15 protein-coding genes and 1 tRNA gene are annotated in these 14,263 nt (G+C 44.7%); 2 read left to right on the forward strand and 14 right to left on the reverse strand.

The features are described from left to right. Positions 1-23 precede the first annotated feature (23 nt). A complete protein-coding gene (locus tag ACPW7J_RS12420; protein WP_424960139.1) occupies positions 24-1,448 on the reverse strand; it encodes a sodium-dependent transporter in 1,425 nt (474 codons plus the stop codon). A gap of 250 nt (positions 1,449-1,698) precedes the next feature. Here ACPW7J_RS12420 and ACPW7J_RS12425 point away from each other — a divergent pair, with 250 nt between their 5' ends. Beyond that, positions 1,699-2,379 carry an amino acid racemase gene (locus ACPW7J_RS12425; protein WP_161875181.1) on the forward strand — a complete coding sequence of 227 codons (681 nt, stop codon included), beginning with the start codon at positions 1,699-1,701 and terminating at the stop codon, positions 2,377-2,379. A 98-nt stretch (positions 2,380-2,477) separates the two neighbouring features. Here the strand turns inward: ACPW7J_RS12425 and ACPW7J_RS12430 are convergent. From ACPW7J_RS12430 to ACPW7J_RS12445, 4 genes are all read right to left on the reverse strand, one after another. Then, positions 2,478-2,553, reverse strand: a tRNA-Val gene (locus ACPW7J_RS12430). 59 nt (positions 2,554-2,612) lie between these two features. Further along, positions 2,613-3,494: an EamA family transporter gene (locus ACPW7J_RS12435; protein WP_424960140.1), complete on the reverse strand. Its 882-nt coding sequence runs from the start codon at positions 3,492-3,494 to the stop codon at positions 2,613-2,615. A 145-nt stretch (positions 3,495-3,639) separates the two neighbouring features. Beyond that, positions 3,640-4,710: a butyrate kinase gene (gene buk / locus ACPW7J_RS12440; protein WP_424960141.1), complete on the reverse strand. Its 1,071-nt coding sequence runs from the start codon at positions 4,708-4,710 to the stop codon at positions 3,640-3,642. Further along, positions 4,711-5,622, reverse strand: coding sequence for a bifunctional enoyl-CoA hydratase/phosphate acetyltransferase (locus ACPW7J_RS12445; protein WP_161875178.1), 912 nt, complete (start codon positions 5,620-5,622; stop codon positions 4,711-4,713). Positions 5,623-5,919: 297 nt separating this feature from the next. On the opposite strand from ACPW7J_RS12445, the gene ACPW7J_RS12450 reads away from it, so the two are divergent. Then, positions 5,920-6,576, forward strand: coding sequence for a helix-turn-helix transcriptional regulator (locus ACPW7J_RS12450; RefSeq protein ID WP_161875177.1), 657 nt, complete (start codon positions 5,920-5,922; stop codon positions 6,574-6,576). A gap of 233 nt (positions 6,577-6,809) precedes the next feature. Here ACPW7J_RS12450 and ACPW7J_RS12455 read toward each other — a convergent pair whose 3' ends face one another. From ACPW7J_RS12455 to rsxC, 9 genes are all read right to left on the reverse strand, one after another. Further along, positions 6,810-7,037, reverse strand: a complete 228-nt coding sequence (locus ACPW7J_RS12455) for a hypothetical protein (protein ID WP_424960142.1) — start codon at positions 7,035-7,037, stop codon at positions 6,810-6,812. 211 nt (positions 7,038-7,248) lie between these two features. Further along, positions 7,249-7,485: a hypothetical protein gene (locus tag ACPW7J_RS12460; RefSeq protein ID WP_424960143.1), complete on the reverse strand. Its 237-nt coding sequence runs from the start codon at positions 7,483-7,485 to the stop codon at positions 7,249-7,251. A gap of 441 nt (positions 7,486-7,926) precedes the next feature. Beyond that, complete coding sequence (locus ACPW7J_RS12465; RefSeq protein ID WP_424960144.1) at positions 7,927-8,898, reverse strand: hypothetical protein; 972 nt, start codon at positions 8,896-8,898, stop codon at positions 7,927-7,929. Between the two features lie 188 nt (positions 8,899-9,086). After that, positions 9,087-9,920: an RnfABCDGE type electron transport complex subunit B gene (locus ACPW7J_RS12470; protein ID WP_424960145.1), complete on the reverse strand. Its 834-nt coding sequence runs from the start codon at positions 9,918-9,920 to the stop codon at positions 9,087-9,089. A gap of 17 nt (positions 9,921-9,937) precedes the next feature. Beyond that, complete coding sequence (locus tag ACPW7J_RS12475; RefSeq protein WP_424960146.1) at positions 9,938-10,513, reverse strand: electron transport complex protein RnfA; 576 nt, start codon at positions 10,511-10,513, stop codon at positions 9,938-9,940. Then, positions 10,507-11,214 carry an electron transport complex subunit E gene (rsxE, locus tag ACPW7J_RS12480; RefSeq protein WP_161875171.1) on the reverse strand — a complete coding sequence of 236 codons (708 nt, stop codon included), beginning with the start codon at positions 11,212-11,214 and terminating at the stop codon, positions 10,507-10,509. Before rsxE ends, ACPW7J_RS12475 begins: the two co-directional genes overlap by 7 nt. Continuing rightward, complete coding sequence (locus ACPW7J_RS12485; RefSeq protein ID WP_424960147.1) at positions 11,214-11,786, reverse strand: FMN-binding protein; 573 nt, start codon at positions 11,784-11,786, stop codon at positions 11,214-11,216. The genes rsxE and ACPW7J_RS12485 overlap by 1 nt, the downstream gene beginning before the upstream one ends. After that, the gene (locus ACPW7J_RS12490; RefSeq protein ID WP_424960148.1) at positions 11,776-12,762 is read right to left on the reverse strand and encodes an RnfABCDGE type electron transport complex subunit D; all 987 of its coding nucleotides are present in this window, start codon (positions 12,760-12,762) and stop codon (positions 11,776-11,778) included. Before ACPW7J_RS12490 ends, ACPW7J_RS12485 begins: the two co-directional genes overlap by 11 nt. Continuing rightward, positions 12,762-14,078 carry an electron transport complex subunit RsxC gene (rsxC, locus tag ACPW7J_RS12495; RefSeq protein WP_424960149.1) on the reverse strand — a complete coding sequence of 439 codons (1,317 nt, stop codon included), beginning with the start codon at positions 14,076-14,078 and terminating at the stop codon, positions 12,762-12,764. The genes ACPW7J_RS12490 and rsxC overlap by 1 nt, the downstream gene beginning before the upstream one ends. Positions 14,079-14,263: the final 185 nt, after the last annotated feature.

Below are 14,263 nucleotides of genomic sequence, written 5' to 3' on the forward strand. Positions count from 1 at the left end.
CGGCGAATACCCTTTGATAAAAACTAGAACAATCCCAGACCGAAGAAGCTGTTCATCTGGCCCACCAGGATAAATACCAGGAAGACTGGCACAATCCATTTCAGGCAGAATCCCACGAACTGCTTCGTCTTATACGCGCTGCCTAAACGGACTTCATCATCGATATAATCGGGCTTTATCCAACCTAATATGATAGCCATGACTAAGCATCCGCCTGGCATCATGAATCCCTCCGCAAACAGATCAAATGCGTCCAGCCAGGTTGATAAACCAAACGGCTTCGGCATCGGTCCTGCTCCCAAAGCATCTATAGATACGATAATTGAGCCGATGGTGGTGATACCGATGATCGCCCAACTGATTTTCGCCCGGCTAGGGGTTTTGCCTTTATCAATCGCTCGATCCATAAACGCGGACACAGCGCCTTCCAGCATACCGATAGATGACGTCAACGCCGCGAAAAGAACCAGCAAATAAAACATCGTTCCAAAAATCGGACCGGCGCTGCCCATGGAATTGAAGACTGTCTGTAGAGTTACAAATAGCATTCCCGGACCTGCTGCCGGTTCCATACCTGCTGCAAAGGTGGCGGGTATCGTTGCCAGAGATGCTAAGAGCGCTACAGATGTATCCATAATAGGTACTAATACAGCATTTTTCTCCAAATTTTCTTTTTTATCCAGATAGGATCCGTATACAATCATACAGGATGAAGCTAATGACAGAGAGAAGAAAATCTGTCCTCCCGCGGAAGCTAATACAGTTATCCAACCGGTACCTTTAAAAACTTCGAAATTCGGCTTAAAGATAAAGGTTAATCCTTCCGCAGCTCCCGGCAGCGTGCAGCTTCTGATTACAGTAATGATCAGCAGGATAGCCAATCCCGGCATTGCAATTGTACAAAACTTTTCAATACCGCCGGATACGCCGCCCATTACAATCAGAACTGTCGCTATGATGTATATAGCAGTGAAGACCAACGCCGGCGCGCCGCTTCCGACAAATCCTTCGAAGAAGGCGCCGCTGTCTGCTCCGTTAACGCCCCAGTCTGCGCCGAAAATATCTCCGATGTTTGCTAAAAGGTACTTCAGCACATATCCTCCCAGCACACAGTAGAAGGTCAGTAAAAAGAACGGGACAATGGTTGCTATCCAACCATTAAAGATATACTTCTTACCCAATCGCTCATAGGAACCTATAGCAGCCTTGCCTCCCTTTCTTCCAATAGCAAACTCGCCCAACATACACGGATAACCGATAAAGAATGCCATGAGCAGGTACAGAATCAGAAAGGCAAATCCGCCTCCATTCCCCATCTTATACGGAAATCCCCACAGGTTTCCCAATCCTACAGCTGAACCCACGGCTGCCATTAAAAAGCCGAAATTGCTTTTAAATTGGCCTTTGCTGGCGCTGCCGCCTACATCCGTGACTTTTTGTGTTTCCATAATGTCACCTCCTGAAAATATCTATGGAACTTAAAAATTGCATGACTTTAACCGGTTTGAATTGCAAACTCTACCTGTCAAGATACCGTATATTGATATGCGCCGCACCTCAAAGAAGTGACATGACGGGCTGAAATAAGACTAACGACTTAGACTGACCTTCTTACTTCATGCGTTCCATTGACTTTTACAAGTCTGTGGAGTAAACTAAAAAGAAAGCTCACAAATCTTTTCCCAGGAGGTATATCTCATGAAAACAATTGGTATGATCGGAGGCCTGTCCTGGCACTCCTCACTGCAAATGTACGAATATATCAACAACTACATCGCGAATAAGCTGGGGGAATACAACTGTGCTAAAATGGTTCTTGCCAATGTAAATCTGCAGGAAGTCTTTATCACACGCAAGAATGAGCAGGAACTGGTTCTGCTGGAGGGCGCCCGGCAAATCGAAGCGGCAGGCTGTGATTTCTATATCATCTGCTCCAATACAATGCACAAACACGCGCCATTTCTGCAGGCACACATAAAAACGCCTCTGCTGCACATCGCTGACGCTACTGCTGATGCAATTCTCACAAAGGGTATCCGCCGCATCGGCCTTATGGGTACTCGTATTACCATGGAACAAGACTTTTATCGCGGCAGACTGGAACAGAGAGGGTTAGAGGTTATCATTCCCAATGAGGACGATCGGACCTTTATCGACAAGGTATTATACGAAGAAACAGGCTTTGGTATCGTCAAGGAGGCGTCCTCCGCAGAATTCTACCGTATTGCCGAAAGGCTGACTTCACAGGGGGCAGAAGGCATCATTCTCGGCTGCACCGAAATCGGTCTTCTGATGCAGCAGGAAAACACGGATATCCCCCTCTTTGATACGACTATCATCCATGGTGAAACCGCCGCGCGGATAGCAATAGAGGACTGATGTGATCCTGTGAATCTGAATTAAAAAGTGGTTAAATACATAGAAATAACAAAAAACCAAGGAATATACAATCTGTAATCCTTGGTTTTTCAACATCTTGGTGATTTGTGGCAGGCTCGAACTGCCGACCTCTTGGTTGTCACCCAAGTGCTCTCCCAGCTGAGCTAACAAATCACATCCTACGCACTTATATAGTATAGCACACGTTTAATACCTTTGGCAATACTAATCTTCTATCTTCCTACAGCAAATACAGCAACGCCTGCCGCCAAAAGAACAAATCCCAGCCATCCCTTTTTGCTTAATTTTTCATGAAGGAAAAAGCGGGATAAAATAATAGAGATCACCATACCCATGCGGTAAATAGTCATGATAACCGCCGCCTTTCCCAGATACAATGACTTATATACCAGTACGTGTCCCGCGCCGCTTGCCGCCGCTCCCAACAGGATAAAAATCCAGGTCTTTCCTGTGATTTTTCTCAGCTGAGAACCTTTTTTCTTGCAAACAAAAATCATCCATAAGACAGAAACTACGATGATATATCGAAACATGCTGGTCACATTCGTATCAATAGGCGCCCGGTCAGCCTTTACAATGACGTAAGAAACAGATGCAAAGATGGCTGATAAAGCGGAAAATAAAATCCATCGTTGATCACTTTTTAGGATATTTTTATTCTTCAACGCCGACAGCTCCTGTTTATCCATCATAAGAAGTGTTCCCGTTATGATCATTACCGTCCCCAGGATCATAAACATTGTTATTTTCTCTTTTATAAAAATAGCGCAAAGCGCCATAGACACCACAATAGTCAAGCTCTGTATCGCAAGAAACACGCTGACGCTACCACCTGCCAGACCGAGAAAATAGAAAACCCAGGATATGGACAGAATAACGCCAGATGCACCTATGCTGACCCAGGTCCACATTCCCATCTCAGGAATTTGTCCAAATACGCCCGTAAAGGCCGCTGTTCCGGCAAAAGCTATCAGAAGCACCGTATTTGTTACCGCTCCGGTAGCATAAGGATCGGCGTCCTTAATACCGATTTTCGACAGAATTGTAGAAACGCCGATTAACACTGCCGCAATACATGCCATGAAAAGCCACATAAACAAACCCTCTTTTCAAATTAGAATACGCCTATTCTTTGCAGAAAAGAGTTCGAATATACAGCTGTCAAATCATCTGATAGCTAACGACAACAAGCTGCCGGTTGCCATATTAAATACTAAAGAGCAATATTTCCATTCATCCTTATAATATATGCGCTTTTTCTTTTCCGTTAAGAACTCTATGAATACCTTTTGCCAAAGCTTCCATCTCATAGGTCCCCGGAATAACTGCTACCGGCGCGATGAAGCCTACCCTTTTTTTCATTTCTTCAGTCAGATATTCTGAGTAAGCCATACCTCCGGTCAGAATTATTTTATCCACATTACCGCAAACAACCGGCGCCAGACTTCCAATATCCTTGGAGAGCTGCATAATCATAGCGTCATAAACTTCCCTTGCTTTCTCATCTTTTTCTTCAAAAGCCATTTTTTCCACTGCTCTGGCATCGTTAACGCCCAGATAGGCTGTTAATCCACCCTGACCCTTTAACCTTTTCTGCACCTCTTTTTCTGAAAGTCCACTGCGGAAACAGTATTTCACCAATTCGCGGCAGGGTACGCCGCCGGAACGCTCAGGTGAAAAGCCTCCTTCATCATCGCCGACAAATTCCAGGATTTTTCCTTCCTTTACCAAATTGCTTGTAACACCTCCACCTAAATGGCAGACAATATAGCAGGTTTCTTCCAATTCCTTCCCGTCGCGCTTTGCCTGTTCTATGCTGACTGCCCGGCTATTTAGCACGTGGGTAACAAAAGGTTTCTTGATCTCCGGCACACCTGTATAGGTAAATAACCGCTCAGGCGTTCCGCAGCCGCAAACCGCATCGTAAATATAGGTATTGATCTCAGCGCCTGACTCTCTGATCATTTCATATCCAATAACCGCAGCTAAATTGGAAGGATGCGGCGCGGGAGAATGAAGTGAAGCTTCAACAAAAGCCTCGTTCACCAAATAGGCTCCGCTTTCCAATTGCCCAAGTACACCACCTCTCGCAGCGATTGCAGACAGATCGGTTACACGCAAATTCTGGGACTTTAAATAAGCCAACACATCTCGTTTTCGAAACTGCAGCTGATCATTTACCTCCGTAAAGCTTCTTAAATCCTCCGCCGGATGGTCGATACTGCTGCTATGCAGCTCCTTTTCTCCATTGTAAACAGCCACTTTCGTAGATGTTGATCCTGGATTAATCACTAAAATATATTCTGCCATCTATTTCATCCTCCTTGCACATGCTGCAGCCAAAAGCAGAGACTGTCGCTTTTCCTTTTCTGTCGCTCCTCTGGAAGTAAGCGCTATCGGCGCCTTTGCACCTACGATAAGTCCTGCCATATCAGCCTCAGCAGAGAAGACTAACGCCTTACCCAAAATATTACCGCATGGCATATTAGGAACAACCATAATATCAGCGTCGCCTACCAAATCACTGTCGAAACCTTTTTTATGAGCGGAAGTCTTACTCATAAGGATATCATAGGAAAGCGGTCCTTCTACAATGCAATCCCTGATCTGTCCATTTCGGTTCATTTCTGCCAGCTTTGCTGCATCCTCTGTCTCCGGCTGCTTAGGATTCACCTTTTCTACAGCGGCCAGCACACCTACCTTAGGTGTATCGTATCCCATGTTTTGCAGACTATTCACTGCATTTTCAATAATTTCCTTTTTCTGTTCAAGCGTCGGATATAAGACCATTCCACTATCAGTCAACACCAAGATCTTGTGATAATTAGGTATCTTAAGAAATGCCAGATGACTCATCAGGCGGCCGGTACGCAAACCTGATTCCTCCGCTACTACAGCTTTCAGCAAAATACCTGTATCTATCTTTCCTTTTAAAATGAAATCAGCCTCACCGTTTTTCACACACGCACAGGTTTTCTTCGCTGCCTCCTCCAACGTAGCCGCGTGGATGATCTTTGCATCATCCATTTCACCGTCAAAGGCCTTAATTTCTTCCTTGATCAAAGCCTCGTCACCAACCAGTATCGCATCAATCAGTCCTTCCTTCTTGCATCTGTTCACCGCGGTCAGCGCTGACTGGTCCTGTGCAGCAGCCACTACTACAGTCTTCTTTTCCGATGCGTGGAAAGACTTTTCCAGCTCCTCAAAATCTTTGAAATACATCTTCATACCTCCTATGGATTACATGTAAATGCTTATTATACCTTAAGCATACCATCTTTCAAGGTTTAGGTCAAATTCTTTTTTTGATATGATTACTTTTCGTATGAACTGGCCATGATTTTCATATTCACAATCACTGTTTTCCTCTGTTTTTTACCATAATCAGCATCCATATAAATTTTCTGAAAATATAACTTTTTGTCTGAAATTTGTTGCAAAAAAAGTTTAGACTTGCTATAATAAATCTGATAACATTATAAAGCAGAAAATTATAGGTAATATTAGGAGAATTATTAAATGGTAAATAATGAAAAGCAACTCAGATTAGTGGCTGATTTAATTGCTGCCCAATTCGGGCCCAGTACGGAAACTGTCATCCACGATTTTACCGGAGATATCGATCATACAATCGTATACATAGTTAACGGGCATGTAACCGGCCGCCGTATCGGTGATGGACCTACACAGGCGTTCCTCAGATATATGAAGCATCAGGGCGCTACGCTGGACAAAATCCGGTATGTATCTCATACTGCAGACGGCCGCATGATTCGTTCTTCTACAGTAAACTTTTTTGACGAGGACGGACTATTAAACAGCGCCATGTGTATCAACCAGGATATTACAGATCTTGTTACTCTGGAAAGCGCTATCAAAGGCATGTCCAACAATAATTACTTTGAAACGAATCAGCTATCATCAGAGAATTATTTTGACGGCTCATCCACTTCCATCCATGGGCTTATGGATAGCTTAATTGCAGAAGGAATCGCCTTGATCGGCATGCCTCCGGATAAAATGAATAAAGGGGCAAAAATACGTTTAATTCGTTTTCTGGATGAACGCGGCGTATTTATGATTCAGAAATCCGGACAAGCAGTCTGCGAATTGTTAGGTATTTCCAAATTTACACTCTATAATTATTTAGAGGAAGCACGTGAAAAAAAGGAATAGCTATTTTTACAAGTGAAAAAGGTTTCAGTGTAAAATGCTCCCAAAAGTTGAACTTTATCAGCGAGGAACTCATTTTCCTCGAGACCGTTTCAAGTTTTATATAAATTACAAAAACTGACATAAGACTTATCAATAGCTACTTAAGGGCAGAGCCGGTTTTGACTGGGTTCTGCCCTTACCCTATATTATACAGGGCTTTTTCTGTCTGTAAATAAAATCTGCACAAACAGAATTTATTTACGGACTGCGTGCTTCCAAACGTTCCTCAAAAAAAATCTCCAGCTGGGATCAACCGTCCCCGTTTCTTTGTTCCGGCAATCGTATTTGGAATAACCGAGTTCTTCGTCCAATTCCTCATCCAGTGTACCTTCAAAAAGGACGGATATCATGTCACGCATAACGGCATTCATATCAGTTCCGCTTTTGATACTAATGTAGTTATCTTTCAGATAATCACGCATTATTTCCCTCATTGCTGCTTTTTATGGACTTTCTTTTTTTCTTGCCATAATAATACCTCCAAATTAAGTAGTCTTCTCTTACATCAGTTTGGAGGTTTACATGAACTCTGGTATAGTCCCGTTTTTTTGCTTGATATTCACATTTTTTATTTCTGTCATACAAAATACAATTGGGGTGTATGGCAGCTACATTTGCCATCTTTGTGATACACTATTTTTCTTTTCTACGTCCTAGAATAACTCCCATTAGGAATAATCCCAAACCTACGAAAAAGATCTCAAGTATGCCAACCCCTACATAAATCGCAAGCTCCACTTCCGTATAACCAGAAGTATTTCCTCCATATATAAAGGGTGTCCAAAGAATAGCGTTCCATAGTCTATATCCAATCGGATGCGCTAAAATCATCGTTATAATTCCAACGATTTTCATCATATTCGCACTCATGTTATTCCTCCTCACTTTTTATGTATTTGATATTAAAAAACAAATTTAGATGAGTTAATACAAATCAATGGTTCCCGTTTCACTTACAATCCGATAGTAGTACTTGCTTGCACTCGTTCCCGATGTTGCTGAAAATCCTGCTCCCGCAAGCTGCGTAGCGACGGTCGAATTACTGCTATAAGTGGTGCTGGTCTTCAGGTTTGCAGAATATGCATAAGTTAATGACTCGGTTGGATATTTGCCAGTAGCAGATTTTACACTCTTTTCCACAGCTGAGAAAAGTGACCAAGACAAGGTCACTTTTTCCAGATATGGACTAGCCATTTACCCAAAAACATGCAGCCAGGCTGCCTATTGACAGCCTGGCTAGAATTTTTTACACTCTCCAAAAGAAATTATCTCGGTATCTTCTTCTCAAATCTCAGGGTTTTAAAAACACGTTTATTCCCTTTCTTTATATTCATGAAAACTATTCCATGCCTCTTGCTCGTCCATCTTGAATCGAAGCTTCAGTTTCAGAACAATCTGCTCCGGTGTTTTCCCATCTTCCAAATTATCCTCTATCAATGCGGCGATACCCTGTTTTAATCCTTGCTCGAGGCCCTCTTTCATGCCTCTTTTTAATCCCTCAGCTTTTCCTCTTTCCATGCCTCTCGCATATCCTATTTCTTCTGCTTCCTCTGCTCTAATCGCCATAAATTCTTCTCTTGTTATATCATCATACAACATGGTGCCCACCTCCGCACTATGGGTTCTCAGAAAGTCCGTCAGGATTCCTTCTCGCATGCATCGCCCTACTGCTATATCTATGGCAGCTTTCAGTTCCTTTCCCTTCTCAGTTTCCTCTCGAATATAACGGAGCAACAAGCCATAGCCATATAATTTCGCGCTGCGCTGCAGTATCCCATTTTTTTCTTCATTCTCATTGTACACCACTTTAATCACTTTTACCACTAATTCCAAAGAATTTTCCGGCGATTGTCCCTGATAGCTGGTTGAAAGTCTCAGCTCCTCCACGTTCCATGGCTCTTTTCCAGTATAAATCACAAAAAACTCTGGCGTAGGAATTTTTACCAGACCACTTTTAAACAACATTTTGCTATCCACGATTGTCTCAAAGGTACGCGTAATGTATTGAAGCTGTCTCAACGGCATATTTTCTGATTTCGTGCTTTGGTGCTCGGTCAGTATTACAAACCTGTTATCAATAATAAAGCCTAAATTATTCTTAACACCTTGATAAAGTACATCCTCAAGGGTAGTAAACTGAACTTCGGTATCAGGTCCGTAATCAGTTCCTTTCAATGCGTTAAACAGTTCAATTGCACTTTCTTTGTCCGTAAACAACATACGAAATACACTGTCCTGGTAGTTTCTCTTTGGTAATCCACTCTGCAGAAGCTTATCTTCCATATTTATGTGATTCTCCTCTCCTCTCCCATTTCCAATAAATGGATATTCTCATTATACAACTTCGCAAATGGGATTTCAAGGAAATTCTACAGTAAATGTATCTACAGCATCTGTTTACATGAAAGCCTACCGCACCAACAAAAAAAGTCTCGCCATCAGACGAGACCTTTTCGCAAAATTCAAGCCGCTTACTTTTCTTCAGCTTTTGGTTCAGCGACCTTTGCCGGCGCTTTCTTTATGCGCATATTGTTGATTGCGCCTGTCGGACATTCTTTTGCGCAGAGTCCGCAGTTCTTACACTTGTCAGGGTCGATTCTTGCCACATTGTTTTCCACTGTGATCGCTTCGAACTTACAAGTCTTTTCGCATTTTTTGCAGCCGATACAGCCGTTGGAGCAGGCCTTTCTGGTATCTGCACCCTTTGCTTCAGATTTGCACTGCACCACAACCAGGTTCTTGGCGCTCTGAATTTTAATTACGGAGTTCGGACAAACCTTCGCGCACGCGCCGCAGGCTACACAGTTGTCTCTGTTGACAACCGCTACGCCGTCGCATACGTGAATCGCGTCAAAGTCACACGCCGCAGCACAGTCCCCAAGACCGATACATCCGTAAGGGCAAGCGGAGAGACCGCCGAAAAACTGTTTTGCAGCAGAACAAGTCTGTACGCCTTTATATTCCATAATGGTCTTCGCCGCATCCTTGGTGCCGTTGCACATCACAACTGCCACCTGTTTGTCGGCAGAACCTGCTTCAACGCCCAGCACTTCCGCAAGCTTTGCAGCTACATCCGCGCCGCCTACCGGACACTTGGAGCAGCTGAGAGAATGATCTTCTGCCAGCGCGTTGGCATAGTCGTCACAGCCGGCATAACCGCAGGCGCCGCAGTTTGCGCCCGGCAGCTCTGCACGAAGCAGCGCAAAGGTTTCGTCAACAGGCACGAAGAACACTTTGGAAGCGATGGTCAGAATGACTGCGCATACAAGACCAATCGCAACTACAATTAAAACTGGTGTTAACATTTCATTCGCCTCCTATCTTACTGGAACAGTCCGCTGAAGCCCATGAAGCCCAGGGACAGCATCGCAGCAGTAATTAATGTAAGAGGAACACCTCTGAATGCCATCGGCACGCCGTTTTCGTTTTCCAGCTTGCTTCTGACGCCGGCAAAGAGAACCATTGCCAGCAGGAAGCCTACGCCAGCACCGAAAGCGTTGCAGATGGACAGGAAATATCCGTATCCGGCATCAATGTTGTTGATGCAGACACCCAGTACCGCACAGTTGGTGGTAATCAGCGGAAGATATACACCCAACGCTTTGTGAAGCGGCGGCATGTATTTCTTCATCATCATTTCGATGAGCTGAACCAGCGCAGCGATGACCAGGATGAATACTACAGTCTGTAAATAACCGATTTCAAAGTTGTTCAGTACTTTCATAATCGGCCAGGTCGCGATGGTCGCAAGTACCATGACAAAGATAACGGCAACACCCATACCGACTGCGGAATCCAATTTCTTGGATACGCCCAGAAACGGACAAATACCGAGGAACTGCGCCAATACATAGTTATTCACGAGAATCATACTCATGATTACAGTAACTGCTAACATACTTCTTCAGCTCCTTTCTGACAATCTTTTTGTTTTCTTGCGCCGCCGCACATTGCAGCCATGGCGCAGCCATCACAGCCAAATTCTTTCTTCTTCAGCGCCTTGCCCTTTGTAAAGAAGTTTACAGCAGCGATCAGCACACCGAATACGAAGAATCCGCCCGGCGCCAGGTTAAAGATACCCATGCCTGGAACGATATTTGTCAAAACTTCCTGTCCGAACAGTGTACCGGAACCGAAGAACTCTCTGATCAGACCCATAACGCCCAGCGCCAGGGTAAATCCAATACCCATACCGATTCCATCTAACGCGGAATCAAACGGGTTGTTCTTGCTGGCGAACATTTCGGCTCTTCCCAAAATGATACAGTTTACTACGATCAGTGGGATAAAGAGTCCCAAAGACGCGTACAGGGAAGGCACGAATGCCTGCAGTAATAACTGAACGACGGTTACGAATCCCGCGATAACTACGATGTAGCACGGGATACGTACTTTGTCAGGAATGATATTTCTCAATAAAGAAATTACGATGTTGGAGCAAATCAGTACTGCCATGGCAGATACGCCCATACCGATACCGTTGATTGCAGAGGAGGTCGTTGCCAATGTCGGGCAAGTACCCAGCAGCAATACGAGTACCGGGTTTTCCTTAATAATACCCTTGGTAAGGATGCTTAACTTGCTTGGTTTCTTATCCATTATTTAGCACCTCCTACAATCTTATACTGTTCCAATGCGCAATATACCCCATAGTGTACTGCATTGGAGGAAATGGTTGCGCCGGAAATGTGATTTACGGAAGCATCACCCTTTGCGGTAGTATCTGTTAATTCGGAAAGTCCCTGATACTGTGCCAGATGTCCCGGATCATGTGCTTTCGTTCCAAGACCCGGTGTGTCTGCGTGGGCAGTTACCTTGACGCCGGTAATCTTGCCGTCCGCATCGATACCGATCATCTCTGTCAGCGCACCGCCGAAGGACTTGGTGTTTACTGTGATAACCATGCCGCTTCCATTGTCTGCAATATAGCAGTCGACGGCATATACTTTATCCGGATCGCAGACTGCCAGTTCCCCGTCATAAGCGGTAAAGGTGTCTGCTGCCGGCAGAAGTTCAGCTCTCGCCTCATTGGCAGCTTTTTCTGCGTTGCTGTCGATGATCGGCTTTGCTACGCCGTAAGTTGCGGCAAGGGCAGCCGTAATCACCAGACAAATCGCTACCAGAACAACGATAGGTGCAACATATTCTTTGAAGGTATTGTTATTTTTCATTTTTCTTTGCACCTCCATATGTTAATTTAACGCACAGCTGGTCGATCAGCGGCGTCATGATGTTCATCAGCAAAATGGAGAAGGATACGCCTTCCGGATATGTACCCCAAAGTCTGATGACCATGGTGAGAATACCGCAGCCAACGCCCATGATGACTTTGCCCAGCGGCATAATCGGCGAAGTGACATAATCTGTCGCCATGAAGAACGCACCCAGCATTACGCCGCCTGCGCAAACATGGAAAATCGCCATATGAAGCGCACCCAGATCTCCGCCGTTCAGGCTGTAATACAGGAACGCAATGACAAATACGGTACCAATGAAGCACGCCGGAATGATCGGAGAAATGATTTTCTTCCAGATCAGGAACAGGCCGCCAATCAGAAGTGCAATTGCACTGACTTCACCCATAGATCCTCCAATGAAGCCCAGGAACATTTCCATATTGGTAGGAAGATCAGCAGCGCTGCCTTCACCGAGGATACCCAGCGGCGTCGGACCGGTCACTGCATCAGTCTCTGCCATACGCGGCAAAGGCCATGTAGTCATTTCTGTGGCAAAGGAAATAAACAGTACAATTCTGGCTGTAATCGCAGGGTTTACAATGTTTCTGCCAATACCACCATAAAGCTGTTTTACGATAATAATCGCAACAAAGCAGCCAATGATCGCCATCCAATACGGGAAGTTGGACGGTACGTTAAAGGCGATCAAAACGCCTGTAAGCGCCGCAGATAAATCGCCCGCAGTCTGTCTCTTTTTCATGGCCTTATTATACAGCCATTCAAAACCTACGCTGGCTACAACGCACACCAATGTCAGCAAAATGACCCGCGCGCCGAAAACATAAATGCTTACTAAGAACGAAGGTACTAAAGCAAGAATTACCATCGCCATGGTTTTGCTCGTATCCATCTTGCTCACTAAGTGCGGTGCGGAGGATACTGCTAAATTATTATAATATGTCTTATCCATTACTTAATTCCAGCCTCCTTTACAACCGCTTTTCCAAGCTTGTTCATGAAGCCCAGAGGTCTTCTTGCAGGACATACATAGGAACAGCTTCCGCATTCCATGCACTGCATTACCTGCAGATCTGAAAGCCGCTGCGCGTCTCTGCGTTCATACGCTTCCGCCAGTGCAGTCGGCAGCAGGTTGAACGGACATGCCTTATGGCATCTGCCGCAGTTGATACACGCGGTTTCTTCCGGAATATAGGATTTCTCCTTGGAGAATGCCAAGATTGCATTGTTGTTTTTTACGATTGGCATTTCATCAGAGAAAATAGCTCTGCCCATCATCGGTCCACCCATGATAATCTTCTTCGGCTCGGATTTGTATCCGCCGCAGAATTCAATGACGTCGTGAATCTGCGTACCGATCGGTGCGATAATGTTCTTCGGCTGCGCCACCGCATCGCCGTCAACGGTCATTCTCTTGTTAATAAGAGGCACACCGGTTCTGAAGTACTGTCCGACAAAGGCAACGGATGTAACGTTGGAAAGAATAATGCCAAGGTCAGCAGGCAGTACGCCAGCTTTCATTTCTTTGCCTGTAATCTCGTAAACCAGTACACGTTCTGCGCCCTTTGGATATCTGTCCTGCAGCGTAAAGGTGTGCATGTTGGTCAGTCCCTGTTCTGCAAACATCTGATCTAATTTTGCAATTGCATCAGGTTTGTTGGACTCGATACCTACATAGGCTTCGTCCAGATTCAGGTATTTCATGATCAGTTTCATACCATCAATGATATCCTGGGTATCTTCCAACATGCCTCTATGGTCAGAAGTAATAAACGGTTCGCATTCTGCTGCGTTGAGAATCAAAGTATGTACATCGTCAATATTCTTTGGATTGTACTTGATGTGTGTCGGGAAAGACGCGCCGCCAAGTCCTACAAGACCGCTCGCTCTGATCGCCTTCACAAAGCCTGCCAAATCATCTACTTCAGGAACTTTGATGTCCTCACACATTTCTTGTTTTTTGTCAGTCTCAATTACAACTAACGTGTCATTTCCTCCAACTGCGGAACGCTGGGTTTCAATCCCCACAACGGTTCCGGATACGCTGGAATGAATCGGGGCACTTACAAAAGCATCCGTATCGCCGATGAGTTGTCCCACCTTGACAGTATCGCCCTTAGCTACTAAAGGCTTACAAGGCGCGCCAATATGCTGAGACATTGAAATCTTTACAATGTCGGGAATCGGCATCACTTCGGTTTCACAGCCGGCAGTGTTCTTGTAATGACCGGCGTCGATGCTATGTAAATGCTTTGCATTTGCGCTCATAATTTGAAACCTTCCTTTCTAAAAATGTCGTCTTATAATCATACAAAGTACATTATACTACAACCCTCGGCAAAAATCATTATATTTTCACAGAAAAACACATTTCTCAGAATTTTCCTACACGTCCGCCGCAAATTGTGTACGTAACAGTATATGCGGAAAGGGAATAATTCATGAAAGGCTTG

The sequence above is a fragment of the Ihubacter sp. rT4E-8 genome (assembly GCF_049852125.1).
GTDB lineage: Bacteria > Bacillota > Clostridia > Peptostreptococcales > Anaerovoracaceae > Senimuribacter.

What these genes read in the sequence shown, in the direction of transcription:
- ACPW7J_RS12420 (WP_424960139.1), bottom strand. Translation starts at nt 1,448, where the DNA reads ATGGAAACACAAAAAGTCACGGATGTAGGCGGCAGCGCCAGCAAAGGC.
- ACPW7J_RS12425 (WP_161875181.1), top strand. Translation starts at nt 1,699, where the DNA reads ATGAAAACAATTGGTATGATCGGAGGCCTGTCCTGGCACTCCTCACTG.
- ACPW7J_RS12435 (WP_424960140.1), bottom strand. Translation starts at nt 3,494, where the DNA reads ATGTGGCTTTTCATGGCATGTATTGCGGCAGTGTTAATCGGCGTTTCT.
- buk (WP_424960141.1), bottom strand. Translation starts at nt 4,710, where the DNA reads ATGGCAGAATATATTTTAGTGATTAATCCAGGATCAACATCTACGAAA.
- ACPW7J_RS12445 (WP_161875178.1), bottom strand. Translation starts at nt 5,622, where the DNA reads ATGTATTTCAAAGATTTTGAGGAGCTGGAAAAGTCTTTCCACGCATCG.
- ACPW7J_RS12450 (WP_161875177.1), top strand. Translation starts at nt 5,920, where the DNA reads ATGGTAAATAATGAAAAGCAACTCAGATTAGTGGCTGATTTAATTGCT.
- ACPW7J_RS12455 (WP_424960142.1), bottom strand. Translation starts at nt 7,037, where the DNA reads ATGCGTGATTATCTGAAAGATAACTACATTAGTATCAAAAGCGGAACT.
- ACPW7J_RS12460 (WP_424960143.1), bottom strand. Translation starts at nt 7,485, where the DNA reads ATGAGTGCGAATATGATGAAAATCGTTGGAATTATAACGATGATTTTA.
- ACPW7J_RS12465 (WP_424960144.1), bottom strand. Translation starts at nt 8,898, where the DNA reads ATGGAAGATAAGCTTCTGCAGAGTGGATTACCAAAGAGAAACTACCAG.
- ACPW7J_RS12470 (WP_424960145.1), bottom strand. Translation starts at nt 9,920, where the DNA reads ATGTTAACACCAGTTTTAATTGTAGTTGCGATTGGTCTTGTATGCGCA.
- ACPW7J_RS12475 (WP_424960146.1), bottom strand. Translation starts at nt 10,513, where the DNA reads ATGTTAGCAGTTACTGTAATCATGAGTATGATTCTCGTGAATAACTAT.
- rsxE (WP_161875171.1), bottom strand. Translation starts at nt 11,214, where the DNA reads ATGGATAAGAAACCAAGCAAGTTAAGCATCCTTACCAAGGGTATTATT.
- ACPW7J_RS12485 (WP_424960147.1), bottom strand. Translation starts at nt 11,786, where the DNA reads ATGAAAAATAACAATACCTTCAAAGAATATGTTGCACCTATCGTTGTT.
- ACPW7J_RS12490 (WP_424960148.1), bottom strand. Translation starts at nt 12,762, where the DNA reads ATGGATAAGACATATTATAATAATTTAGCAGTATCCTCCGCACCGCAC.
- rsxC (WP_424960149.1), bottom strand. Translation starts at nt 14,078, where the DNA reads ATGAGCGCAAATGCAAAGCATTTACATAGCATCGACGCCGGTCATTAC.